This is a genomic window from Dechloromonas denitrificans, assembly GCF_001551835.1.
Classification (GTDB): Bacteria; Pseudomonadota; Gammaproteobacteria; order Burkholderiales; family Rhodocyclaceae; genus Azonexus; species Azonexus denitrificans.
In genome coordinates, this window is record NZ_LODL01000035.1 from 509,893 (window position 1) to 533,685 (window position 23,793).

Consider the following 23,793-nt stretch of genomic DNA (forward strand, 5'->3'; position numbering starts at 1 on the left):
GATCAGGCCCAGCTGCTCTTGAAAGCGGTGATGCCGGCGGCGAGTGCCTTTTCGGTCTCACCGTCGAGGTCTGCCTTGGACTCCATGGTACTCATGACGTCGGCGCAGCTCGCCTTCAGGTAGCCGATCATGGCCTTTTCGCATTCCAAGGCACGCTTGACTTCGACATCATCGAAATAACCCTTGTCAGCTGCGTACAGCGTGACGGCCATCTCGGAGATGCTCATCGGCGAGTATTGCGCCTGCTTCATCAGCTCGGTAACCAGACGGCCACGTTCCAGTTGCTTGCGGGTTGCTTCGTCGAGGTCGGAAGCAAACTGGGCGAAGGCAGCAAGTTCGCGGTACTGGGCCAGGGCCAGACGGACACCGCCGCCGAGCTTCTTGATCAGCTTGGTCTGGGCAGCACCACCGACGCGGGACACGGAGATACCGGCGTTGATTGCAGGGCGAACACCAGCGTTGAAGAGGTCGGTTTCCAGGAAGATCTGACCATCGGTAATCGAGATCACGTTGGTCGGAACGAAAGCAGAAACGTCACCAGCTTGGGTTTCGATGACCGGCAGTGCCGTCAGCGAACCGCTCTTGCCGGTTACTTCGCCATTGGTGAACTTCTCGACCCAGGCTTCGGAAACGCGAGCGGCACGTTCGAGCAGGCGGGAGTGGAGATAGAAGACGTCGCCCGGATAGGCTTCACGGCCCGGCGGACGGCGCAGCAGCAGGGAAACCTGACGATAGCCCCAAGCTTGCTTGGTCAGATCGTCATAAACGATCAGTGCGTCTTGACCGCGGTCGCGGAAGTATTCACCCATCGTGCAGCCGGCGTAAGGAGCCAGGTACTGCAGCGCAGCGGATTCGGAAGCGGAGGCCGCGACGATGATGGTGTATTCCATCGCGCCGTGTTCTTCCAGCTTGCGAACGACGTTGGCAATGGTGGAGGCCTTTTGACCGATAGCGACATAAACGCAGAAGAGGTTCTTGCCCTTCTGGTTGATGATGGCGTCGACCGCGACGGCGGTCTTGCCGGTCTGGCGGTCACCAATGATCAGTTCGCGCTGGCCACGGCCAACCGGCACCATGGAGTCCACACACTTCAGACCGGTCTGCACCGGTTGGGAAACGGATTTACGCCAAATAACTCCGGGCGCGACCTTTTCCAGCTTGTCGGTTAGCTTGGCGTTGATCGGGCCTTTGCCATCGATCGGCTGGCCGAGCGTGTTGACCACGCGGCCAAGCAGTTCCGGGCCAACCGGCACTTCCAGAATGCGACCGGTCGTCTTGACGACGTCGCCTTCGGAAATGTGCTCGTATTCACCGAGGATAACGGCGCCGACGGAGTCGCGCTCGAGGTTGAGTGCCATGCCGAAGGTATTGCCGGGGAATTCCAGCATTTCGCCTTGCATGACGTCTTGCAAACCATGCACGCGGACGATACCGTCAGTGACGGAGACCACGGTGCCCTGCGTGCGCACTTCCGATGCGCCTTGCAGGTTCTGGATTTTGCTCTTGATCAGTTCAGAAATTTCGGAAGGATTCAACTGCATGAAATTCTCCTAGTTGTTCAGCGCCACGGCCATCGAGTCGAGTTTGCCGCGGACTGAAGCATCCAGCACCTGGTCACCGACAGCGACACGAACACCACCGATCAGGCTCGGGTCGATTACGACGCGGGCAGTCAGGCGGGTAGCAAAGCGGGGCTCCAGCTGTTGCAGCAGGGTGGCCACTTGGGTGTCGTCAATGGGAAATGCCGAATACACCACCGCCTCCTTGACCCCTTCGTCCTGGCTCTTGGCCATTTCGAAAAGCCGGGAAATCTCCGGCAGGAGCGCGAGACGCCGGTTTTCTGCGAGGGTACGAATGAAGTTGCCAAGGATCGGATCGCTGTCTTGGGACAGCGAAATGAAGAGTTCGGCAACCTGCTCAACGGAGAGCCGGGGATTGCTCATGACCGAGGCCATGTCCCCGTCCTGGGCGACCAGTGCCAGGCGCTCGAGGCGCGCTGACCAGGCAGCCTGCGCCCCGCTTTCCTGAGCCATGCGATACACGGCTTCGGCATAGGGGCGGGCGATGGTGACAGATTCAGCCATAAGCTTTACAGATCCTGTTTGATCGTAGCCAGAATATCGGCATGAGCCTGGGCATTAATCTCGCGACGCAGAATTTTTTCTGCACCGGAAACCACCAGGGCAGAGACTTGTTCGCGCAGTTGTTCCTTGGCGCGTACAGCTTCCTGGTCGATTTCAGCCTTGGCGCCGGCGACGATGCGGTCAGCTTCGGTCTTGGCCGTTGCCTTCGCTTCTTCGATCACCTGGGCAGCACGCTTTTCAGCTTGTGCCAGGAGTTCGGCAGCCTTTTCCTTGCCTTCACGGAGAGCTTCCGTGGAGCGCTTGGTGGCCAGTTCGAGATCATGCTTGCCGCGTTCAGCAGCAGCCAGTCCATCCGCGATCTTCTTCGCACGCTCGTCGAGCGCCTTCACAATGGGGGGCCACACGAATTGCATCGTGAACCACGCCAGAATGAAGAACACAACGAGCTGTGCAAACAACGTTGCGTTCAGATTCACGGTATTAGTCCTCTAAAGAGTTGATCGGATGAGGACCGATTAAACCAGCTTGAACGGGTTGGCGAAGGCGAACATCATGGCGATACCGACGCCAATCAGGAAGGCGGCGTCAATCAGACCGGCCAGCAGGAACATCTTGGTTTGCAGAGCGTTCATCAGCTCAGGCTGGCGGGCAGAGGCTTCAATGTACTTGCCGCCCATCAGGCCGATACCGATACAGGCACCGATAGCACCCAGACCAATGATCAGGCCGGCAGCCAGAGCAACAAAACCGAGAACGTGTTCCATGACAACTCCTTGCTAAGTTAAAAAGTAAAAAACTACAAAGTTACAACGAAATCAGTGCGCTTCGTGAGCCTGGCCGACATAGACCAGCGTCAGCATCATGAAGATGAAAGCCTGCAGGGCAACGATCAGGATGTGGAAGATCGCCCAGATCGAACCGGCCACAATGTGGCCGAGGAACAGGGAGACGCCGGTGGCGCTTGCCGTCCAGGCCGCACCCATCAGCGCGATCAGCATGAATACCAGTTCGCCGGCGTACATGTTGCCGAACAGTCGCATGCCGTGGGAGACGGTCTTGGCGAGGAATTCGATCATCTGCATGGCGAAATTGACCGGGTAGAGCAGCGGGTGGCTGCCGAACGGGGCGGTGAAGAGTTCATGAACCCAGCCGCCCATGCCCTTGATCTTGATGTTGTAGTACACACAGACCAGCAGGACGCCCGTCGACATGCCCAGCGTACCGTTCAGGTCAGCAGTCGGGACGACGCGCAGATAGGCGTGGTGGTCACCGGTGATCGTTTGCCAGATGGTCGGCAGCAGGTCGACCGGCAGGAAGTCCATCGAATTCATCAGGAAGATCCAGATGAAGACGGTCAGCGCCAGCGGGCCGACGAACTTGCGGGATTCGGCGCTATGGACGATGCCCTTGGCCTGGTCGTTGACCATTTCGAGGACGATTTCGACCGCGGCCTGCATGCGACCCGGTACGCCGGAGGTGACGCTCTTGGCGATGCGCCACATGACGAACAGACCCAGTACGCCCATCAGGACGGAAAAGATCATGGTGTCGATGTTGATGACGCTGAAATCGATCACATCCTTCTGCGCATGACCGGTGGAGTTCCATTGCGTCAGGTGGTGGACGATATATTCGCCGGCGGTCGGCGCGTTTGCTGCTGCTTCTTCGTGGCCTGCTGTAGACATAATCAGGGTTTCTTCCAGAACGCTATAAAACCTGCATGCAAAACAATCGCGAAGCCGATCAGCAAGCTGGGCCAGTGCATCTCGGGATACCCCTTGACGGCGATTGCCAAAAATCCAATGGTGGCCGCTATCTTGAGGAACTCACCGATGAAGAAATTCGCTGCGAACGATGCGTCCGGGCGATTTGTCACCATCGTCAACCGGACGGCAAAGAATAGGTTGGGCAATATGCAGGCCAAAGCCGCTAACCCCACCGAGACAAGCCCCCGCGTCCCTACGATTGCACCGGCCCCGATTGCTGTTATGAGTGCTGCACCAAATTGCAGAATAATTGCTCTGTACATGGTGCTATTCAATCGTTGACCGGCTGTGCCACACGGATATAAATGATACAAGACTTGGCTTGGCCAAGTCAATGAAATTGAGGGTTTTCCACAATGTCGGCCCCTCCAGAAGCGGGTTAACGTATGCGGTTGAGGATGCCATCGAGCTGCTCCAGGTCGCTGAATTCGATGGTCACTTTGCCGGCGCCCGTCTTGTTGCTGCGGATGGCGACGCTGGCCCCGAGGCTGTCCGAAATCTCTTCCTGCAGGCGCAGCAGGTCACGGTCGACAGCATGGGCCGGTGCCGCTTTCGGTGGATTGAGGATCTGCTGGACGAGGCGCTCGGCTTCGCGCACCGACAAGCCCTTCTGAATGATGCGCTGGGCCAGGGCCAGTTGTTGCGTGCCGGGGATCGGCAGCAGGGCGCGGGCATGGCCCATGTCGATCTTGCCGGCCATCAGCAATTCCTGGACGCCGGCGGTCAACTGCAACAAACGGAGCAAATTGGTCGCCGCCGGGCGCGAGCGGCCGACGGCATCGGCTGCCTGCTGGTGGGTCAGGCCGAATTCGTCGATCAGGCGCTGCAGGCCCTGGGCTTCTTCCAGCGGATTGAGGTTTTCGCGCTGGATGTTCTCGATCAGCGCCATGGCCAGCGCCTGTTCGTCCGGAATGCTGCGGATCAGCACCGGGACTTCGTTCAGGCCGGCCAGTTGTGAGGCGCGCCAGCGCCGTTCGCCGGCAACGATTTCGTAGCGTTCGGCGCCCGGCGTGGCATCGACGGCGCGGACCAGGATGGGCTGCATGACGCCCTGGGTCTTGATCGAGGCGGCCAGTTCGGCCAGCGACTCCTGGTCCATCTGGGTGCGCGGCTGGTACTTGCCGGGACGCAGGCGTTCGACCGGCAGGTTGCGCTGTTCGTCGCCCTGCGGCTTGTCGCTGCCGGAGAGCAGTGCGTCGAGGCCGCGGCCGAGTCCTTTCATCTTGATCATGGGGCGACCCTTTCGAGAATTTCCCTGGCGAGCGCGCTGTAGGCTTGCGCGCCTTTCGAGCTTTTATCAAAGGCGATGACCGGCTTGCCGTAGGACGGGGCTTCGGCGAGACGGACATTGCGCGGCACGATGGTCTGGTAGACCTTGCTGCCGAAGTGGTTTTCCAGTTCGTTCGAGACCTGCTGGGTCAGCGTGCTCTGGCTGTTGTACATGGTACGTAGCAGGCCTTCGATTTCGAGCCGGGAATTGAGGTGGGAGCGCACCTTGCGCAGTGTTTCGACGAGGTCGGAGAGGCCCTCCAGCGCGTAATACTCGCACTGCATCGGGATCAGCACCGAATCGGCGGCGACCAGGCCGTTGACCGTCAGCATGTTGAGCGCCGGCGGGCAGTCGATCAGGATGAAGTCGTAGGTGGCGTGGCCGGCCTGCAGTGCATTCTTCAGCCGGTATTCGCGTTCGTCGAGTTCGATCAGCTCGACCTCGGCGCCGGCCAGTTCGCGGTTGGCCGGCAGGACGTCGAAGCCGAACTCGGTCTGGATGCAGACCTCAGTCAGCGTCGCGGCACCGATCAGTAGTTGATAGACGGTGGGCAGTGCTTCCTTCTTGGTGATGCCCGAGCCGGTCGTCGCATTGCCCTGCGGATCGAGGTCGATCATCAGGACGCGCTGGCCTTCTGCGGCGAGCGAGGCGGCGAGATTGACCGCGGTTGTCGTCTTGCCGACGCCGCCCTTTTGATTCGTTATGGCGAGTACTTTCATGACCCGGCTTTCAAAATGATCAAATGTCGTTCGGCAGCCAGCCCCGGTACGGCGAGCGGAATGATCGCCTCCACCGTGATGTCGGCTGACAGGGCTTGCAGTTCGTCGTCCGGTCGCACGCCCTTCATGGCCAGCCAGCGGCCGCCCGGCGCCAGCAGGTGGCGGGTCAGGCTGATGAAGAGGCCGATCTCGGCAAAGGCGCGCGAGCTGATCTGGGCGTATTGCCCGCTCATTTCCTCGACGCGGGCATGGTGGGCGCTGACGTTCTTCAGGCCGAGCTCGATCGCCGCCTGCTGCAGGAAGGTCGCCTTCTTTTGCACGGTGTCGACCATGCTGACCGCCAGTTCCGGGCGGGCGATGGCCAGCGGAATGCCGGGCAGGCCGCCGCCGCTGCCGACATCGAGCAGCGCGCCGGGGCCGACATACGGCAGGATGGCCAGGGAATCGAGCAGGTGGTGCGAAATGGCCTGTTCCGGATCGCGCAGCGCGGTCAGGTTGTAGGTCCGGTTCCACTTGAGCAGCAGGTCGCGGAAGGCGAGCAGCTTGTGCTGCGCGACGTCGGGCAGATCGAGGCCGAGGGCGGCGAGGCCCTCGCTGAGCGTGATTGGCTTCATGCGGCGGACGCCAGGCTGTGGCGTTTCAGGTGGATCAGCAGCAGCGAAATGGCAGCCGGCGTGATGCCCTGGATGCGCGAGGCCTGGCCGATGGTCTGCGGCTTGTGCTGGGCCAGCTTCTGCTTGACCTCGTTCGACAGGCCGGCCACCTTGGCGTAGTCGAGATCGACCGGCAGGGCAGTGTGCTCATAGGCCGCCGACTTGGCGACTTCCTCGCTCTGGCGATCGATATAGCCTTGGTATTTGGCCGAGATTTCCAGTTGTTCGACGACCAGTGGGTCGGTCTGGGCCTCGCCGGCACCGGGCAGGGTCAGCAGCTCGCTGTAGGAAACTTCGGGGCGGCGCAGCAGCTCGAACAGGTTGTATTCATGTTCGATGGCCTTGCCGAGAACGCGGACGGCATCTTCAGCCGGCAGGATTTTCGGATTGACCCAGGTTGACTTCAGGCGTTCCTGCTCGCCGGCGATGGCATCGCGCTTCTGGCAGAAGGCGGCCCAGCGCACATCGTCGACCAGGCCAAGCGCCCTGCCCTGTTCGGTCAGGCGCAGGTCGGCGTTGTCCTCACGCAGGCTGAGGCGATATTCGGCGCGGCTGGTGAACATCCGGTAGGGATCGGACACGCCACGCGTGATCAGGTCGTCGACCAGTACGCCGAGATAGGCTTCATTGCGCTTCGGGCACCAGCCGTCTTCGCCACGCATGTAGCGGACGGCGTTGATGCCGGCGAGCAGGCCCTGCGCCGCCGCTTCTTCGTAGCCGGTGGTGCCGTTGATCTGGCCGGCGAAGAACAAGCCGTTGATCGCCTTGCTCTCCAGCGTGTCCTTGAGGCCGCGCGGATCGTAGAAATCGTATTCGATGGCGTAGCCGGGGCGCAGGATGTGCACGTTTTCCATGCCGCGGATCGAGCGCACCAGCGCCAGCTGGATGTCGAAGGGCAGGCTGGTCGACACGCCGTTCGGGTAGATTTCGTGCGTCGTCAGGCCTTCCGGCTCAAGGAAGACGTTGTGCTTGTCCTTGTCGGCGAAGCGGTGGATCTTGTCTTCGATTGACGGGCAATAACGCGGCCCGACGCCCTCGATGACGCCGGTGTACATCGGCGAACGGTCCAGGCCGCTGCGGATGATGTCGTGGGTTTTCTCGTTGGTTTCGGTGATCCAGCACGGCAACTGGCGCGGGTGCTGGCCGGCGCTGCCGAGGAAGGAGAAGACCGGCAGCGGCTTGTCCGAATGCTGTTCTTCCATCACCGAGAAATCGATGGTCTTGCCGTCCAGACGCGGCGGCGTGCCGGTTTTCAGGCGGCCCTGCGGCAGTTGCAGTTCCTTCAGCCGGCTGGCCAGCGATACCGAGGGCGGATCGCCCATGCGGCCGCCGGTGTAGTTCTCCAGGCCGACGTGGATCTTGCCGTTCAGGAAGGTGCCGGCGGTCAACACCACCGCCGAGGCAAAAAAGCGGATGCCGAGTTGGGTCACTGCGCCGCACACCTTGTCGCCTTCAACGATCAGGTCGTCGCAGGCTTCGGCGAAGATGGTCAGGTTGGGCTGGTTTTCCAGACGCGAGCGGATGGCCTGCTTGTACAGCACGCGGTCGGCCTGGGCGCGGGTGGCGCGCACGGCCGGGCCCTTCGAGGCATTGAGGATGCGAAACTGGATGCCGGCTTCGTCGGTGGCCGCCGCCATGGCGCCGCCCAGCGCATCGACCTCGCGCACCAGATGGCCCTTGCCGATGCCGCCGATCGACGGGTTGCAGCTCATCGCGCCGAGCGTATCCAGATTGTGGGTCAGCAAAAGCGTGTTCGCACCCGCCCGCGCTGCGGCGAGCGCAGCTTCGGTACCGGCGTGACCGCCGCCGACGACGATGACATCGAAACGGGTGGGATAGAGCATGGCCTGATCTGAAAAGGGAATTGCTGCAGCGCAGTATCGGACCGCGGATTTTACGGGCGAACAACCGGTTTAGACAAGGATTTCCGCTGTCTTCGCAAAGAAATGATTTGCCAAATCAATTGCTTGCGATGGTGCCGAATCCCATCATCAGGCTCGCCAAATGCCGCAAGTGCCTGCCACCCCCTCTTCATGAGGGGGGACATTTAGCCCCGGGCCCCGGAGAATCAATTTTCTAAATTTGTCTTTTTTGGAGAAGGCTCGTGCAGGGGACGGAGATTGCTTTGGCAAACGGTATGGCCCGCGGTGGCATCACGCTGCGTCGCCTTGGCATGGACAGACTGAGCATCAAGACCAAGCTCGGGTTGCTCGCCGGTTTTTCGCTGCTCAACCTGGCGGTGGTCGCTGTTGCCGGCTGGCTTGGCGTCAGCCATTTGAACCAGGCGCTGGAAGAAATCAGCGACCACAGCGCGCCCGCCCTGATCCTGATGGCGGAAATGCGCATGTGGCAGGCGAAATCCTTGCTGGCGACGCGCGATGTCGCGACCTGGCGCCAGGAGCGCTATGACTCCGCATCGGCCCGGCTGGACGGTGTCAGCGAAGCCAACAGCATTGCCGCCTCGGTCATCGAGCGGCGCAATGAAGCGGAAGCCCGGGTCAAGCTGGCCCTCGATGCCTACCAGGCGCTGCCCAAGAGCGAAAACGTGGCGCTGCAGTGGGGCGTGGTGCAGGAGCGTCTGCAGGAGTTCAAGGAGACCTTTGATCCGGTTGTGCCGGTTCTCCAGGAAATGGCCAAGACCCAGAGCTGGGAAGAGGTCATTAGTGTGACCCAGCGCTTCCAGTTGATCGACGAACGGGTTGGTGCCGTCTGGGAACGCACCGAAGCCGAGATGGATCTGCTCAACAAGCTGGAAAAGGCCAATGCCGAGGTTATCAACGAATCAGCCGCGACGGCGCGCCAGACAGCCCAGCGGGCGATTGTGCTGGTCTCCCTGATGGCCGCCGGTGGCTTGGGCATCCTGATTTTCATCATCATTCGTGGCATCACCGGTGCGCTCGATCAATTGCGCAAAACGATGGTGAATGTTGCGCAGAGCGGCGATTTCACGCAGGACATCGCGATCCGCGGCAAGGATGAGATCGCCGAGACCGCCCAGGCCTTCAACAGCCTGCTCGGCTCGGTGCGTCAGGTCTTGGCGATTGTCCTGCGCAATGCCCTGAGCATCAATGCGGCGGCAGCCACGACCCTGGGCGCCGCGCAGGAGGTAGCTACCGCTTCGCAGCAGCAAACCGACTCGGCGGCGGCGATGGCAGCCGTCGTCGAGCAGATGACGGTTAGCATCGGCCATATCACCCAGTCCTCCGGCGATGCCGTGCATTGCGCCCGACATGCCGGGCAGGCAGCTGACGAAGGGGCGGCGATCATTGCCCAGACGGCAACCGAAGTCGGCATCATTTCATCAACGGTCGATCAAGCCGAAATCACCATTCAGGAACTCGGCCGCCATTCGGCCAAGATTTCGACCATCGTCCAGGTCATCAAGGAGATTGCCGACCAGACCAATCTGCTCGCCCTCAATGCGGCGATCGAGGCGGCCCGCGCCGGCGAATCGGGCCGTGGTTTCGCGGTTGTCGCCGACGAGGTGCGCAGCCTGGCCGAACGGACTCGCAGCTCGACCGAGGACATCGGCGCCATGGTCGTCGTCATGCAGCAACTGGCTGGCAATGTGATCAGCAACATGGCGATGGTCGGCAGCAAGGTCAGGGATGGCCAGGCGCATGCCAACCAGGCGGCGGAACGGATTGTCGCCATCCAGGACAACACCCGTCAGCTATCGAATGCGGTCGGTGAAATTGCCCAAGCCTTGCAGGAACACGCCGTCGCTTCGGAAGAAATCTCGCGCCAGGTCGAACGGGTGGTCGGCATGAGCGAGGGCAATGCCGCCTCGGCGGTACGCGCCGAAGATGTCTCGGCGGAGCTGCAGACCCTGGCCGTCTCGCTGCGTCAGGCCGTCGGCGCCTTCAAGGTGTGATGGCGCTGGATTCAGCCATGGGCTTGCCCGAGCTTAGCGTCGCCGGTTCCGACCTGCGGCCGCATGAGGTCGAACAATTGCAGGATGGCCGGATCCAGGTCGCCGATGACTCCCTGCTGTGCCGCTGGGACTACGATCCGCAGGCCCGCCGCTTCCATTTCGACGCGATGGCCGGGCGGCTCTTCGGCTGGCGTGCCGACGAACGCCAGCCGAGCCTTGACCAGTTGGCATCCCGGGTGGCCAGTGACGAGCGCCCGGCGCTGATCGCCCGCTTTGCCAACCGGGGCGGCGGTAGCCCCCTGCCCGGCCATCCGCTGCATGTCTGGAATGCCGAACTCGGCTGCTGGATCGTCGTCAAGGTCTTTGCCTACGCGCAGTCGCTGGCTGGCGGACCGCGCTTCGTCCTCAAGGGCTTTTGCCTGGACATCACCCGGCAGCAGGAAAGCGAGGAAACCCTGCGCCGCTACCGGACCTTGCTCGCCGCGCCGAGCAGCCTCGGCCATATGTGGTACTGGTCGATCAACTATGCCGACGGCCATTACGAGACCAGCGACAATTCGCTCCTGTTGCTCGGCTGGCCGGACGGCACGAGCCGGATCCCGGAGGCCGAATTCCGGGCGCGGATTCATCCCGAGGATCTGCCGCACATCATCGCCCGGCGCCAGAGCGCGCTGCGCGACGACAAACCGACTGAAATCGACTACCGTTTCTGGCAGATTGCCCAGCAGCGCTGGATCTTCCTGCGCTCGTTGTTCTTCTTCGTGCGCGACCCGGCAGGCAGTCCGGTCACTCTCTATGGCTTCACTCAGGACATTACCCGGCACAAGGAGGCCGAGGCGGCACTGGCCAAGGAGCGCCAGCGCATCGAATCAGCCCAGGTCCTTGGCCGGATGGGCACCTGGAGCTTCGACATCGGGCGGCGGGTGGTGCGGGTCAGCCGCAGCACCTTGAACATGCTTGGCCATGACAGCCCGGGCGACGCCTTGATGGGCGAGGAGGAGTCGCTGGCCAATCTCCATCCCGACGACCGGCAGAGCGTGTTGAAGGCGATCAATCGCAGTTGCCTGACCTTCGAGCCGTTCAGTATGGAATACCGGCGCTGGCACTATCGCGAAAATCGCTGGGTGCATCTGAAGAGCTCGGCCCATGTCGTGCGCGATGCGGATGGCGTTCCTTACGAGGTGCAGGGCTTTACCCAGGACATCACCCGGCAAAAGGAAAACGAGCAGCACCTGCGCTTTGCCGCCTCGGTCTTCGAGCATGGCCGCAGCCTGATCGTGATCACCGATATCGAACGGCGGATCATCCAGGTCAATCCGGCCTTCTGCGAACTGACCGGCTTTTCTGCCGATGAGGTGATTGGCCGCCGACCGGGCGAATTGATCCGGACCCCGGTGGCGGCCGACTGTCGGCCCGGTAATTTTTGGTTTCCGCTACTGCGGGCCGGGCATTGGTCCGGTGAACTGCCCTGCCGGCACAAAAATGGCGAGCCCTTCACGCTCGCCGTCAATTTCTCCGCCGTCCGCAACGAAAGCGGAGAAATAGGCCATTTCATCTGTGTCGGCGACGATGTCACGCAGCAGAAGGCGGCCGAGCGGCAGATCAACCATCTCGCCTATTTCGATCCACTGACCCAGTTGCCGAACCGGGTGCGCTTCAAGGAGCAGGTCGACCTGGCAATCCGTCAGGCGTCGCGCGACGGGCACGAACTGGCCCTGCTCTTTCTCGATCTCGACTACTTCAAGCATGTGAACGACTCGCTCGGCCATTCGGCCGGCGACCAGTTGCTGGTCGAGGTGGCAGGCCGCCTGCGGGCGGCGGTACGGGCGTCGGATACCGTCGGTCGCCTGGGGGGCGATGAATTCATGGTCCTGCTGCCGATCGGTGGCCACCAGGCAGCCCGCTGCGTTGCCGACAAGCTGATCGAGGCCCTGGGCCAGCCCTTCCAGATCGACGCCATGGCGCTGACCGTGACCTCCAGCATCGGCATCAGCCTGTTTCCGCGCGACGGCGACCACTACGATGCGTTGTTGCGAGCCGCCGATGCCGCCATGTACAAGGCCAAGGATGCCGGCCGCAACACCTTCCTCGATTTCGTTCCGGAAATGAACGACATGGCGCTCAAGCGCCTGACGCTGAGCAATGAACTGCGCCAGGCCCTGCCACGCCGGGAACTGCTGCTCCATTACCAGCCGCAGGTTGCGCTGGACGACGGGCGACTGATCGGCGTCGAGGCCCTGCTCCGCTGGCAGCATCCGGAATGGGGCATGATTTCGCCAGCCGAATTCATCCCGGTGGCCGAGGAGTCCGGCCTGATCGAAGCGATCGGTGCCTGGGTCATCGAGGAAGCCTGTCAGCAAGCTGTGGCCTGGGACCAACTCGGGCTGCCTGAGCTGAGCATGTCGATCAATTGCTCGACCCGCCAGTTCCTCGAACCGCAGGCCTTGCTCGACACCGTGCGCACGGCACTACGCCGTTCCGGTCTGCCGCCGGCGCGGCTCGAGCTGGAAATCACCGAAACCCTGATCGTCCAGGATATTGCCAAGACGCAGTGGCTGCTCGAACAATTCCGTGCCCTTGGGGTGCGCATCGCGATCGACGATTTCGGTACCGGCTATTCCAGCCTCTACTACCTGAAGCGTTTGCCGATCGACAAGCTGAAGATCGACCAGTCCTTCGTCCGCGACCTGGTCGCCAACCCGGACGACCGGACCATCGCCGCCACGGTTGCCACCCTCGGTCACTCGCTGGGCCTACGGGTGATTGCCGAGGGGGTCGAGACGGCCGAGCAACTGCAGATCCTCGAAACCATGCAGTGCGATGAAGGCCAGGGCTATCTGTGGAGTCGACCGCTGCCGGCCGGGCAGTTTATCGCTTGGTACCGTGGCACCTATGGCGCGCCCGAGCGCGCTGGCTTGCCGCAGGTCGGGGCACGCCTGAGGCAGCGCCATTACGGGAGGACTGACTGAAAGATCCCCGGGCCGGGCCCGCGCCGGCGGCCCTTTTCGCGGCTGCTGGCCCGGCCCGGCAGCGATTGCGGCACATCGTCGATGCCTTGCTCAGCATGACGAACTCAAGTAACTTGCCGGAAATGAGCAATAGCCCTCTCGATAACGATGAGATGCTGCTGGTTCTCCAGCAGTCTCTGACCAAAAAGCGCGTGCTGATCGTTGATCGCCATTCGCCGGCCCGGGATTCGCTGCGCCTGATGCTGGGTGCGCTCGGCGTGACGGCGGTACATGGCGCCGGCAATTCGGCCGAGGTGATCCGCCAGGTCAAGAGCAACCGTTTTGACGTCATTTTGTCCGACTTCGTGCTCGACGACGGGCGCGACGGGCAGCAATTGCTGGAAGAGCTGCGCCACGCCCATCTGATTCCGCTGTCGACGGTCTATTTGATCATCACCAGCGAACGGGGCTACACCAATGTCGTGGCGCTGGCCGAATTGGCGCCGGACGATTACCTGATCAAGCCGTTTACCGCCGAGCAGTTGCAGGCCCGGCTGATCAAGGCGATCTACAAGAAGCACGTGCTGCGCAAGATCTACGAGCAGATCGAGCGCGGCGCCCTGCAGGAAGCGATTGCCGCCTGCGATCGGGTGATCCAGCAGCAGCCGCTCTACATGTACGACGCCCTGCGTTTCAAGGGCGAACTGCTGCATACGCTGGGCCGGACCCACGAGGCCGAGGAGGTGTTTCGCCGGGTGCTCGAAGGCCGCGTCGTGCCCTGGGCGAAGATGGGGCTGGCGACGGCGCTGCGCGACCGCGGCGCGCTCGACGAAGCCGAGCAACTGGCCGAGCAGGTGACGACGGAGGCGCCGAACTACCTGTCGGCCTACGACTTTCTCGCCTCGGTACACGAGGCCAAGGGCAAGCTGCAGGCGGCGCAGCAGGTCCTGCAAAAAGCAGCCGATGCCTCGCCGCACAATACGCTGCGCCAGCGTCTGGTGGGCGACACGGCGGCCCGCAACAAGGATTTCCTGGCGGCGGAAAAGGCCTATGGCAAGGTGATCGACCGCAATCGCGGCTCCAGCCTGCGTTCGGTCGATGATTTCGCCAATCTGTCGCGGGTGCTGGTCGAGCGCGGCGATACCACCGCCTCGCGCAAGATCGCCACCGAAATGAAGCGCGAATGGCGTGGTGACAAGCAGGCCGAACTGGCGGCGCTGGTCACCGAGAGCCTCTGTCTCGATCTGGAAGGGGCGCCGGAAAAGGCGCGGGCCCTGGTCGACCAGGCGCTCGAGCTGCAGCAGCAGGTCGAGGTCGAGGGCGCCGACAAGGGCAAGCCTGTCTCGCAGCGGCTGGCCATCGATCTGGCCCACGCCTGCTACGCCAGCGGCAAGGCGGAGGCGGGGCAGAAGATCATGCGCCAGGTGGCAGCCGAGAATCATGAAGACCCGCATCTGATCGAGCACATCACCAGCGTTTTCGAGAAAACCGGCCAGCCGGATGCCGGCAAGGCGCTGCTCGACCAGGTCAACAAGCAGATCATCGATCTCAACAACAAGGGCGTGCTGGCGGCGCGCAACGGCGATCTGGAAGGCTCGGTGCAATTGCTGATCCAGGCTGCCGAACAGGTGCCCAACCTGCAATTCCTGGTCAATACCGCGAAGGCGATTTTCACCCTGATGGACCAGAAAGGCTGGGATGCCGAACTGGCGGCGCGCGCCGTGGATTACCTGGTACGCGCCCAGCGCAAGGATCGCAAGAGCCCGAAAGTCGCCTCGGCGCGCGAACTGTATGTCGCCGTCGCCAAGCGCCACGGCATCGCACCCGAACTGCTGTAGCGCCCGGCCGGGCCCGCAGCAACATTTTGCAACCATTTGGCCGGCGGCCTGGTTCATCCGTTTTTCTAGACGAACGTTATTCGTAGGAGCAGAGTCATTGCCATATGGCAGTGCGTGCCGAATAGTCAGGAGTTCGTCATGTTCCGTTCGATGCGTTTTATCCTTGCCTGGCTCGCCGTGTTCGGCACGGCGCTGGCGCAGGCCGATCCGCCGGCCCGGGTCGGCCGGCTGGCCCTGGTTGAAAATGAGGTCAATTTCCGCGTTGACCGCAGCGATGCCGGTGGCCCGGCCAGTATCAACTGGCCGATCAGCAGCGGCGCCGAAGTGGATACCGAGCGCCGCGGCCGGGCCGAAATCTGGATCGGGGCCACCGCCTTTCGGCTGGCCGGCAGCAGCGAACTGCGTTTCCCGGTGGTCGATGATCGGCAGATCAGTGCGCAACTGCTGCGCGGCACGCTGACCGTCAGCATTCTCGAGCGCGAGCAGAGCGACGAGGTCACAGTGCAGACGCCGGAAGGCCGGGTCAGCTTCGCCGGTCCCGGCCGCTACCGGATCGATGTCCAGGGTGACCATAGCGAACTGACCTCCCAGGCCGGGCGGGCCAGCTTCGACGATGGCGAGCGCCGCCAACTGGTCGAGGCCGGCGAGAAGGCCAGCTTTTACGGCGGCGGACGGATGCAGATCGAAAACTATGAAGGGCCGGATGCCTTCGATCGCTGGGTTGCCGCCCGGGAAAATGCCGCGCTGGCCAAGGCCGGGCCGCGTCACGTTTCGCCGGCGATGACCGGTTACCAGGACCTCGATGCCTATGGCGACTGGCAATCGCAGCCCGATTACGGCGCGGTCTGGTATCCGCGCGCCGTCGCCGACGACTGGGCGCCCTACCGCTTCGGCCGCTGGGTGTGGATCGCACCGTGGGGCTGGACCTGGGTCGACCGGGCACCGTGGGGCTTTGCCCCTTTCCATTACGGGCGCTGGGTGCAGGTGCGCGGCCGTTGGGGCTGGGTGCCCGGCAGCTATGTCGCCCGCCCGGTCTATGCGCCGGCGCTGGTCGCCTGGATCGGCAACCCGGGCTGGAGCGTCAGTTTCAGTTTTGGCAGTGCGCCGGCCGTCGGCTGGTTCCCGCTGGCACCGCGCGAAGTCTATATCCCGGGCTTCCGGGCTTCACCGACTTACGTTCGCCAGATCAACGTGACCCATATCCACGATGTGACGATCATCGACCGCGCCGTGCGCAACGGGCCGCCCAGAGCCTATGCCTACCGCGACCAGCCGCGCGCGGTGACCGTCGTGCCGGCCCGGAACTTCCGCGAAGGGCGACCGATCACGCCCCGCGAACTGGGCCGTCACGACCAGCGTGAACTGGCGCGGGCGCCGCAGGCCAGAGCCGTCCCTGACAGCACCTGGCTGCCTCGGCCGACGCACGAGGAGCGTCGAGAAGTCCCCGGCGGGCGCGCCAACGAGGGGCGGCCCAGCCGCGATGGGGCACCGCTGATGCGGCCGCCGGCCAACGAGCGACTGCCGGACGGCCGCCGCGACGACCCGCAGCGCATGGAAATGCAGCAGCGTGAAGCGCAGCAACGGCAGGAAATGCAGCGGCGGGACGCCGAGCAGCAGGAAGCTCGCCACCGCGATCAGCAGCGCACGGAAATGCAACAGCGCGAGGCGCAGCAAAAGCAGGAGATGCAGCGCCGGGACGCCGAGCAGCAGGAAGGCCGGCGCCGCGACCAGCAGCGCATCGAAATGCAACAGCGCGAGGTGCAGCAAAAGCAGGAAATGCAGCGCCGGGATGCCGAGCAGCAGGAAGGCCGGCGCCGTGACCAGCAGCGCATCGAAATGCAGCAGCGCGAGGCGCAGCAAAAGCAGGAGATACAGCGCCGGGAGGTCGAGCAGCAGGAAGGCCGGCGCCGCGACCAGGAGCGCATCGAAATGCAGCAGCGCGAGGCACAGCAAAAGCAGGAAATGCAGCGCCGGGACGCCGAGCAGCAGGAAGGCCGGCGCCGCGACCAGGAGCGCATCGAAATGCAACAGCGCGAAGCGCAGCAAAAGCAGGAGATTCAGCGCCGGGACGTCGAGCAGCAGGAAGGCCGGCGCCGTGAGCAGCAGCGCATGGAAATGCAGCAGCGTGAAGCGCAGCAAAGGCAGGAGATACAGCGCCGGGACGCCGAGCAGCAGGAAGGTCGGCGCCGTGACCAGCAGCGCATGGAAATGCAGCAGCGCGAGGCACAGCAAAAGCAGGAAATGCAGCGCCAGGAGGCGCAACAGCAGGAGGCCCGCCGCCGTGATCAGCAGCGCATGGAAGCGCAGCAGCGCGAGACGCAACAAAGGCAGGAGCAGCGTCCTCCCGAGTCGCGTGGCGGTAATCGCGAGGGGGGCGAGCGCGGCCCGCGCTAGGCAGGGGTTGCCAAGGGAAAATCGGAACGCGGGTCGACTGCTGGACCCGGTTAAAAGGCCATTTTTCCGGCCGGCAATACGGCGCTCAGTGCTGCTTGTGGCCCAGCCCGAGGTAAGCCTCGATGACGCGCGGGTCGGCCGCCAGTTGCTGGCTCGGCCCGGCCAGCGAGACTTCGCCGGTTTCCAGTACGTAGCCGTAGTCGGCGATCTGCAGCGCGGCGCGGGCGTTCTGCTCGACGAGCAGGATGGCGACGCCGGTCTTCTTCAGTTGGCCGATGATGCGGAAGATTTCCTTGATGATCAGTGGCGCCAGGCCGAGGCTCGGTTCGTCGAGCATCAACAGCTTCGGCTTGGCCATCAGGGCGCGGCCCATGGCCAGCATCTGGCGCTCGCCGCCGGACAGCGTGCCGGCCAGCTGGCTGCGGCGCTCTTCGAGGCGCGGGAACAGTTCGAAGACTTCGTCCATCGTCTCCATCTGGTCGCGGTGGCCGGTCCGGTAACGGTCGAAGGCGCCGAGCAGCAGGTTGTCCTCGACGCTCATTTCGGCGAACAGTTCGCGTTTTTCCGGGACCAGCGTCATGCCCTGGCGGACCAGGGCCTCGACTTCACGGTCGCGGCCCTGCCGGTGGCCCATGTAGACGATCTCGCCATCGGCCGGCAACAGGCCCATCAGCGCCGCGAGCAGCGTCGTCTTGCCGGCGCCGTTCGGGCCGATGACGGTGACGATGTCGCCGCGGCGGATGGTCAGGCTGACTTCGTGCAGCGCCTCGACCTTGCCGTAGGCGACGCGCAGGTTTTTGACGTCGAGGATGACTTCGTGGTCATGCAGGTGGGGAGGGGTGATGTTCATGCTTATTCCACGCCGCCGAGATAGGCTTCAAGAACTTTCGGATCGCGCTGCACGTCTTCCGGCACGCCTTCGGCGATCTTCTCGCCGAATTCCATGACGACGACGCGGTCGGCCAGGCCCATGACGAAATCCATGTCGTGCTCGACGAGCAGGATGCCCATGCCTTCGCTGCGCAGCTTCTTCAGCAGTTCGGCCAGTGCCTGCTTTTCCTTGTAGCGCAGGCCGGCCGCCGGTTCGTCGAGGAGCAGCAGGCAGGGGTCGGACGCCAGGGCACGGGCGATTTCGACGATGCGCTGCTGGCCGAGGGCGAGGCTGCCGGCAGCGTCGAACATGTGCTCCTTCAAACCGACCCGCTCGATCTGGCGCGCTGCTTCGGCGAGCAGCCGGTTTTCCTCGGCGCGGTCGAGGCGCAGCGCGGCGGCCAGCACGCCCTTGCTGCCGCGCAGGTGGGCGCCGATGGCGACGTTTTCGAGGACCGACATCTGGCCGAGCAGACGGACGTGCTGGAAGCTGCGGCTCATGCCGCGGCGGGCGACGTCGCGCGAGACGAGGCCGGCGGTCGACGTGCCGAGAAAGGCGATTTTGCCCTCGCTCGCCGGGTTGACCGCCGAAATGCAGTTGAACATCGTGCTCTTGCCGGCGCCGTTCGGGCCGATCAGCGCCATCACCTCGCCGGCTTTGACGGAGAGCGACATGTTGTTGTTGGCGACCAGGCCGCCGAAGCGCTTGGTCACTTCGCTGGCTTCGAGCAGCACGCGGCCGGCCTCGCTGGCCGGTCGTTTCGGCAGCGCGGCCGCCTGCGGCATGGCGCGCTGCAAGCTGCGTTCCGGCAACAGCCGGAGGATCACCGGCCACAGGCCGTCGCGCGCCTTCTGCAGGATCAGCACCATCGCGATGCCGAACACGATGATCTCGAAATTGCCGCTCTGGCCGAGGATCTGCGGCAGCCAGTCCTGCAGCCACTGCTTCAGGATGGTGATCAGGCCGGCGCCGAGCACGGCGCCCCAGACGTGGCCGACACCGCCGACCACGGCCATGAACAGGTATTCGATACCCTGAGTGATCGAGAACGGCGTCGGATTGACGAAGCGCTGCAGGTGGGCATAGAGCCAGCCGGAAATGCTGGCCAGCAGCGCGGCGATCAGGAAGATGACGATCTTCGTGCGCGGCGTATTGACGCCCATCGCCTCGGCCATCACCGCCCCGCCCTTCAGGGCCCGGATGGCGCGCCCTTGGCGAGAATCGAGCAGGTTGCGAATGCTGACGATGGCGAGCAGCACGACCAGCCAGATCAGGTAGTAGAACTCGCGGCCCGACTTCAATTCCCAGCCGAACAGCGAGACGGCCGGGATGCCGGTGATGCCGGTATGGCCGCCGAGGAACTCGACATTGCCGAACAGGAAATACAGGCTGATACCCCAGGCGATGGTGCCGAGCGGCAGGTAATGGCCGCCCATGCGCAGCGTGATGAAGCCGAGGAAAAGCGCAACGGCGGCGGTGACGGCGAGGCCGATCAGCAGCGTGGTCCACGGCGAGAAGCCGTGCGTCGTCGTCAGCCAGGCCGTGGTGTAGGCGCCGAGGCCGACGAAGGCGGCCTGCCCGAAGGAAGTCAGGCCGCCGACGCCGGTCAGCAGCACGAGGCCGACGGCGACGATGGCGTAGAGGCCGATGTAGTTGAGCAGCGTGACGTGGAATTCGGGCAGCAGCAGCGGGCCGACGCCGAGCAGCGCGATGAAGATGGCGAGCGGGAGGTGGCGCATCACTCTTCCTCCTCCTCGATATGCTTGGAGGTCAGCGAGCGCCAGAGCAGTACCGGGATGATCAGCGTGAACACGATGACTTCCTTGAAGGCGCTGGCGTAGAACGACGAATAGGATTCGAGCAGGCCGACCAGCACGGCGCCGAGCGCGGCGACCGGGTAGGAGGCGAGGCCGCCGATGATGGCGCCGACGAAGCCCTTGAGGCCGATCAGGAAGCCGGAGTCGTAGTAAATGGTGGTGATCGGCGCGATCAGGATGCCGGAGAAGGCGCCGATGGCGGCGGCCAGCGTCAGGCACAGCTTGCCGGCCAGTACCGGCGGAATGCCCATCAGGCGGGCGCCGGTGCGGTTCATCGCGGTGGCGCGCAGCGCCTTGCCGTAGATGGTCCGTTCGAAGAAGAAGTAGAGGCCGATGATCAGCGAGGCCGAAGCGACGACGACGAGGATGGTCTGGCCCTGCAGCGGGGCGCCGGCCAGTTCGAAGCTGAGTTCGGTGAACGGCGGCGTGCGCGAGCCTTCAGCGCCGAAGAAGAGCAGGCCGAGGCCGATCATCGCGACGTGGATGGCGACCGAGACGATGAGCAGCACGAGTACCGAGGCGCCGGCCAGCGGCTGGTAGGCGACGCGGTAGATCATCGGCCCGAGCGGGACAACGAGCAACATCGAAATGACGACCTGCGCCGCCAGCGGCAACTGCGTCGGCGGCATTGCGAAGAGACCGGCGGCGGCGAGCAGCGGCAGGCCGATATTGAAAATCAGCAGCGGCGGCAGCTTGGCGAAACGCCCCTCGCGGACCAGACGGATGCCATCGAGCACAGCCACCGTGCAGCCCAGCGCCAGCAACAGCCAGACCGTGCCCGGTACCTTGCCAGCCTGCAGGCTGGCAAGGGTCAGCGCGCCGTAGGCGACGAACTCGCCCTGGGGAATGAAGATGACGCGGGTGACGGTGAAAACCAGCACCAGCGCGAGGGCCAGCAGCGCATAAATGGCACCATTGGTGATGCCATCCTGGCCGAGCAGCAGGAGAATTTGGAGGTCCATAGATTACCGGTAACGGCAGCGCCGGCCGCCCCGCAAACCGTGCATCAGGCACGGCCGGGGGCGGATTGGGGAGCGGCGCGAGGCAGCTGAATTACTTGATGAGTTTCCAGGTGTTGTTTTCGATGGTGACCATGACGCGGGCGCGCTGGTCATAACCCTGGTGATCGTTGGCCGACATGTTGAAGATGCCATGCGCGGCCGGCAGGTTCTTGGTGCTTTCGATGGCATCGCGCAAGGCCTTGCGGAATTCCTTGGTGCCCGGCTGGGCCTTCTTCAGGGCGACCGGGATGGCGTTCTGCAGCAGCACGCCGGCATCCCAGGCGTGGCCGCCGAAGGAGCTGACGCTGCCCTTGCCGTGGGCGGCTTCGTACTTGGTGACGTATTCCAGCGCCGATTTCTTGACCGGGTTGTCGTTCGGCAACTGGGCGGCGACGACCATCGGGCCGACCGGCAGGAAGGCGCCTTCGACATCCTTGCCGCCGACACGCAGGAAGTCGTTGTTGGCAACGCCGTGCGTTTGATAGATCAGGCCCTTGTAGCCTTTTTCCTTCAGGGCCTTCTGCGGCAGGGCGGCCGGGGTACCGGCGCCGCCGATCAGGATGGCGTCCGGCTTGGCGGCCATCACCTTGAGAATCTGGCCGGTCACCGAGGTGTCGTTGCGCTGGTAGCGCTCGCTGGCGACGACCTTCAGCTTGCGGGCTTCGGCGATCTTGGCGAATTCCTTGAACCAGCCTTCGCCGTAGGCGTCGGCAAAGCCGATGAAGGCGACGTTCTGAACGCCCTTGTCGGTCATGTGCTGGACGATGGCGGTCGCCATGTGGGCGTCGTTCTGGGCCGTCTTGAAAACCCACTGGCGCTTGGCGTCCATCGGTTCGACGACGATCGCCGAGCCGGCCATCGAAATCAGCGGCGTTTCGTTGTCGACCGCGACATCCATCATGGCCAGCGAATTCGGCGTGGTGGTCGAGCCGATCATCACGTCGACCTTGTTCTCGCCGATCAGCTTCTTGATGTTCTTGGTCGCGGCGGTCGGGTCGGTCGCATCGTCGAGCACGATGTAATTGACCTTCTGGCCGCCGATCGTGGTCGGCAGCAGGGCAATCGTGTTCTTCTCCGGGATGCCGAGCGAGGCGGCCGGGCCGGTGGCCGACACGGAAACGCCAACGTTGATGTCGGCCAGCGCAGCGGTGGATACGGTGGCGAGAACGGCGAGGGTCAGTTTCTTGAGCATGGTCTTATCCCGGAAAAAGAAACACAAAAGGGTAAAAAATCGAAGGGCGGAAGTCTACCACGCGCCGCCCCTGCTGCTGCCCCGGGCGGTCGCGTCAATGCTGCCGGCCAAATCTAGCGCGCCAGCTGCCAGCCGCCTTGGCGAATGCTGACCATGACGCGGGCGCGCTGGTCGAAGCCGAGATGGTCGTTCGGACTCATGTTGAAGACGCCATGCGCCGCCGCGACATTCCGGCTGCCTTCCAGCGCCTCGCGCAGCGCCAGGCGGAATTCGCGGCTGCCCGGCGCACCCTTCTTCAGCGCCTCGGGGCCGGCGCTGGCGAGCAGCAGGCCGGCATCCCAGGCATAGCCGCCGAAGGCATTGACGCTGCCCTTGCCGTGCACGGCCTCGTATTTCGCGACATATTCGCTGGCCGATTTCTTGACCGGGTTGTCGGCCGGCAACTGGCCGGCGACCAGCACCGGACCAGTCGGAAGCACGGTGCCTTCGCAGTCCTTGCCGCAGACGCGCAGGAAATCGTTGTTGGCGACGCCGTGCGTCTGATAGACGATGCCCTTGTAGCCCTTTTCCTTCAGCGATTTCTGCGGCAGCGCGGCCGGCGTGCCGGCGCCGCCGATCAGCACGGCATCGGGCTTGGCGGCAAGCACTTTGAGGACCTGGCCGGTGACGGTGGTGTCGGTGCGGTTGAAGCGCTCGTTGCCGACCAGCTTTCGGCCAGCTTCGAGAACTCGTTCCACCAGCCTTCGCCGTAGGCATCGGAAAAGCCGATGTAGGCCACCGTCTTGACGTTGTTGCTGGTCATGTGCTCAACGATGGCGGTCGCCATGTGGGCATCGTTCTGTGCTGTCTTGAAGACCCATTTGCGCTTGTCGTCCATCGGTTCGACGATACGGGCCGAGGCGGCCATGGCGATCATCGGCGTCTCGTTCTCGGCGGCGATGTCGATCATCGCCAGCGAGTTGGGCGTCGTCGTCGAGCCGATGATCAGGTCGACCTTGTGCTCGCTGATCAGCTTGCGGGTGTTCTTGACCGCGGTCGTCGTGTCGGAGGCGTCATCGAGCACGATGTAATTGACCTTCTGGCCGGCCATCGTCTTCGGCAGCAGGTCGATGGTGTTCTTTTCCGGAATGCCGAGCGAAGCGGCCGGGCCGGTCGCCGACAGCGTGACGCCGACGTTGATGTCGGCGAGGGCTGCGGTCGACAGCGCCCAAAAGGCTATAACCATTCTTGTTTTCTGCATTTTGTCTCCCATCGGTGAATCAATTGCACAAAAGTGAAAACCCTAGTCTTCGATTGCCTTTCCCGCAAGCCGGCCGGTCAACCGGGCGTGATAAAGTCTCTTTTTTTGCGCAAAACAGGTTCTGCC

At 63.5% G+C, this 23,793-nt stretch carries 18 protein-coding genes and 1 pseudogene; 4 read left to right on the plus strand and 15 right to left on the minus strand.

Annotation, left to right across the window (positions count from 1 at the left end; translation table 11 throughout):
* Positions 1–2 precede the first annotated feature (2 nt).
* The 10 genes from atpA to mnmG form a co-directional block, all read right to left on the minus strand.
* A complete protein-coding gene (gene atpA, locus AT959_RS17265) occupies positions 3–1,541 on the minus strand; it encodes a F0F1 ATP synthase subunit alpha (protein ID WP_066885799.1) in 1,539 nt (512 codons plus the stop codon).
* 9 nt (positions 1,542–1,550) lie between these two features.
* Positions 1,551–2,084 (minus strand): F0F1 ATP synthase subunit delta, encoded by a 534-nt coding sequence (locus AT959_RS17270; RefSeq protein WP_066885801.1) that lies wholly within the window; start codon positions 2,082–2,084, stop codon positions 1,551–1,553.
* Positions 2,085–2,089: 5 nt separating this feature from the next.
* Positions 2,090–2,560 (minus strand): F0F1 ATP synthase subunit B, encoded by a 471-nt coding sequence (locus AT959_RS17275; RefSeq protein WP_066885804.1) that lies wholly within the window; start codon positions 2,558–2,560, stop codon positions 2,090–2,092.
* A gap of 39 nt (positions 2,561–2,599) precedes the next feature.
* Positions 2,600–2,848: a F0F1 ATP synthase subunit C gene (gene atpE, locus AT959_RS17280; protein WP_027457100.1), complete on the minus strand. Its 249-nt coding sequence runs from the start codon at positions 2,846–2,848 to the stop codon at positions 2,600–2,602.
* A 51-nt stretch (positions 2,849–2,899) separates the two neighbouring features.
* On the minus strand, positions 2,900–3,769 hold the full coding sequence (atpB, locus tag AT959_RS17285; protein WP_066885807.1) for a F0F1 ATP synthase subunit A: 870 nt from the start codon (positions 3,767–3,769) through the stop codon (positions 2,900–2,902).
* Positions 3,770–3,771: 2 nt separating this feature from the next.
* Positions 3,772–4,113 carry an ATP synthase subunit I gene (locus AT959_RS17290; RefSeq protein WP_066885810.1) on the minus strand — a complete coding sequence of 114 codons (342 nt, stop codon included), beginning with the start codon at positions 4,111–4,113 and terminating at the stop codon, positions 3,772–3,774.
* A 116-nt stretch (positions 4,114–4,229) separates the two neighbouring features.
* The gene (locus tag AT959_RS17295) at positions 4,230–5,081 is read right to left on the minus strand and encodes a ParB/RepB/Spo0J family partition protein (protein ID WP_066885813.1); all 852 of its coding nucleotides are present in this window, start codon (positions 5,079–5,081) and stop codon (positions 4,230–4,232) included.
* The gene (locus AT959_RS17300; protein WP_066885816.1) at positions 5,078–5,839 is read right to left on the minus strand and encodes a ParA family protein; all 762 of its coding nucleotides are present in this window, start codon (positions 5,837–5,839) and stop codon (positions 5,078–5,080) included. Before AT959_RS17300 ends, AT959_RS17295 begins: the two co-directional genes overlap by 4 nt.
* On the minus strand, positions 5,836–6,453 hold the full coding sequence (gene rsmG, locus AT959_RS17305) for a 16S rRNA (guanine(527)-N(7))-methyltransferase RsmG (protein WP_066885819.1): 618 nt from the start codon (positions 6,451–6,453) through the stop codon (positions 5,836–5,838). The genes AT959_RS17300 and rsmG overlap by 4 nt, the downstream gene beginning before the upstream one ends.
* Complete coding sequence (gene mnmG, locus AT959_RS17310) at positions 6,450–8,336, minus strand: tRNA uridine-5-carboxymethylaminomethyl(34) synthesis enzyme MnmG (RefSeq protein WP_066885822.1); 1,887 nt, start codon at positions 8,334–8,336, stop codon at positions 6,450–6,452. Before mnmG ends, rsmG begins: the two co-directional genes overlap by 4 nt.
* Before the next feature lie 281 nt (positions 8,337–8,617).
* Here mnmG and AT959_RS17315 point away from each other — a divergent pair, with 281 nt between their 5' ends.
* From AT959_RS17315 to AT959_RS17330, 4 genes are all read left to right on the plus strand, one after another.
* A complete protein-coding gene (locus AT959_RS17315) occupies positions 8,618–10,366 on the plus strand; it encodes a methyl-accepting chemotaxis protein (RefSeq protein ID WP_157651350.1) in 1,749 nt (582 codons plus the stop codon).
* Positions 10,366–13,335 carry a sensor domain-containing protein gene (locus tag AT959_RS17320; protein ID WP_066885828.1) on the plus strand — a complete coding sequence of 990 codons (2,970 nt, stop codon included), beginning with the start codon at positions 10,366–10,368 and terminating at the stop codon, positions 13,333–13,335. Before AT959_RS17315 ends, AT959_RS17320 begins: the two co-directional genes overlap by 1 nt.
* Positions 13,336–13,457: 122 nt before the next feature.
* Positions 13,458–15,152 (plus strand): response regulator, encoded by a 1,695-nt coding sequence (locus tag AT959_RS17325; RefSeq protein WP_240481871.1) that lies wholly within the window; start codon positions 13,458–13,460, stop codon positions 15,150–15,152.
* A gap of 138 nt (positions 15,153–15,290) precedes the next feature.
* The gene (locus tag AT959_RS17330; protein WP_066885831.1) at positions 15,291–17,546 is read left to right on the plus strand and encodes a DUF6600 domain-containing protein; all 2,256 of its coding nucleotides are present in this window, start codon (positions 15,291–15,293) and stop codon (positions 17,544–17,546) included.
* 85 nt (positions 17,547–17,631) lie between these two features.
* On the opposite strand, the gene AT959_RS17335 is transcribed toward AT959_RS17330, so the two are convergent.
* The 5 genes and pseudogenes from AT959_RS17335 to AT959_RS17355 all read right to left on the minus strand — a co-directional run bounded on the left by AT959_RS17335 (position 17,632) and on the right by AT959_RS17355 (position 23,679).
* Positions 17,632–18,396, minus strand: coding sequence for an ABC transporter ATP-binding protein (locus AT959_RS17335; protein ID WP_066885834.1), 765 nt, complete (start codon positions 18,394–18,396; stop codon positions 17,632–17,634).
* Positions 18,397–18,398: 2 nt separating this feature from the next.
* Positions 18,399–20,156 carry a branched-chain amino acid ABC transporter ATP-binding protein/permease gene (locus AT959_RS17340; protein WP_066885838.1) on the minus strand — a complete coding sequence of 586 codons (1,758 nt, stop codon included), beginning with the start codon at positions 20,154–20,156 and terminating at the stop codon, positions 18,399–18,401.
* Positions 20,156–21,196: a branched-chain amino acid ABC transporter permease gene (locus AT959_RS17345; protein WP_066885842.1), complete on the minus strand. Its 1,041-nt coding sequence runs from the start codon at positions 21,194–21,196 to the stop codon at positions 20,156–20,158. The genes AT959_RS17340 and AT959_RS17345 overlap by 1 nt, the downstream gene beginning before the upstream one ends.
* Before the next feature lie 91 nt (positions 21,197–21,287).
* Entirely contained in the window at positions 21,288–22,427 is a 1,140-nt protein-coding gene (locus AT959_RS17350) for an ABC transporter substrate-binding protein (RefSeq protein WP_066885844.1), read from the minus strand.
* 113 nt (positions 22,428–22,540) lie between these two features.
* Positions 22,541–23,679 (minus strand): annotated as a pseudogene (locus tag AT959_RS17355) (ABC transporter substrate-binding protein).
* Positions 23,680–23,793: the final 114 nt, after the last annotated feature.

Bases quoted from the DNA above. Each gene is read 5' to 3' on its own strand.
- atpA (WP_066885799.1), bottom strand. From the start codon at position 1,541: ATGCAGTTGAATCCTTCCGAAATTTCTGAACTGATCAAGAGCAAAATC.
- AT959_RS17270 (WP_066885801.1), bottom strand. From the start codon at position 2,084: ATGGCTGAATCTGTCACCATCGCCCGCCCCTATGCCGAAGCCGTGTAT.
- atpE (WP_027457100.1), bottom strand. From the start codon at position 2,848: ATGGAACACGTTCTCGGTTTTGTTGCTCTGGCTGCCGGCCTGATCATT.
- atpB (WP_066885807.1), bottom strand. From the start codon at position 3,769: ATGTCTACAGCAGGCCACGAAGAAGCAGCAGCAAACGCGCCGACCGCC.
- AT959_RS17290 (WP_066885810.1), bottom strand. From the start codon at position 4,113: ATGTACAGAGCAATTATTCTGCAATTTGGTGCAGCACTCATAACAGCA.
- AT959_RS17295 (WP_066885813.1), bottom strand. From the start codon at position 5,081: ATGATCAAGATGAAAGGACTCGGCCGCGGCCTCGACGCACTGCTCTCC.
- AT959_RS17300 (WP_066885816.1), bottom strand. From the start codon at position 5,839: ATGAAAGTACTCGCCATAACGAATCAAAAGGGCGGCGTCGGCAAGACG.
- rsmG (WP_066885819.1), bottom strand. From the start codon at position 6,453: ATGAAGCCAATCACGCTCAGCGAGGGCCTCGCCGCCCTCGGCCTCGAT.
- mnmG (WP_066885822.1), bottom strand. From the start codon at position 8,336: ATGCTCTATCCCACCCGTTTCGATGTCATCGTCGTCGGCGGCGGTCAC.
- AT959_RS17320 (WP_066885828.1), top strand. From the start codon at position 10,366: ATGGCGCTGGATTCAGCCATGGGCTTGCCCGAGCTTAGCGTCGCCGGT.
- AT959_RS17325 (WP_240481871.1), top strand. From the start codon at position 13,458: ATGAGCAATAGCCCTCTCGATAACGATGAGATGCTGCTGGTTCTCCAG.
- AT959_RS17330 (WP_066885831.1), top strand. From the start codon at position 15,291: ATGTTCCGTTCGATGCGTTTTATCCTTGCCTGGCTCGCCGTGTTCGGC.
- AT959_RS17335 (WP_066885834.1), bottom strand. From the start codon at position 18,396: ATGAACATCACCCCTCCCCACCTGCATGACCACGAAGTCATCCTCGAC.
- AT959_RS17340 (WP_066885838.1), bottom strand. From the start codon at position 20,156: ATGCGCCACCTCCCGCTCGCCATCTTCATCGCGCTGCTCGGCGTCGGC.
- AT959_RS17345 (WP_066885842.1), bottom strand. From the start codon at position 21,196: ATGGACCTCCAAATTCTCCTGCTGCTCGGCCAGGATGGCATCACCAAT.
- AT959_RS17350 (WP_066885844.1), bottom strand. From the start codon at position 22,427: ATGCTCAAGAAACTGACCCTCGCCGTTCTCGCCACCGTATCCACCGCT.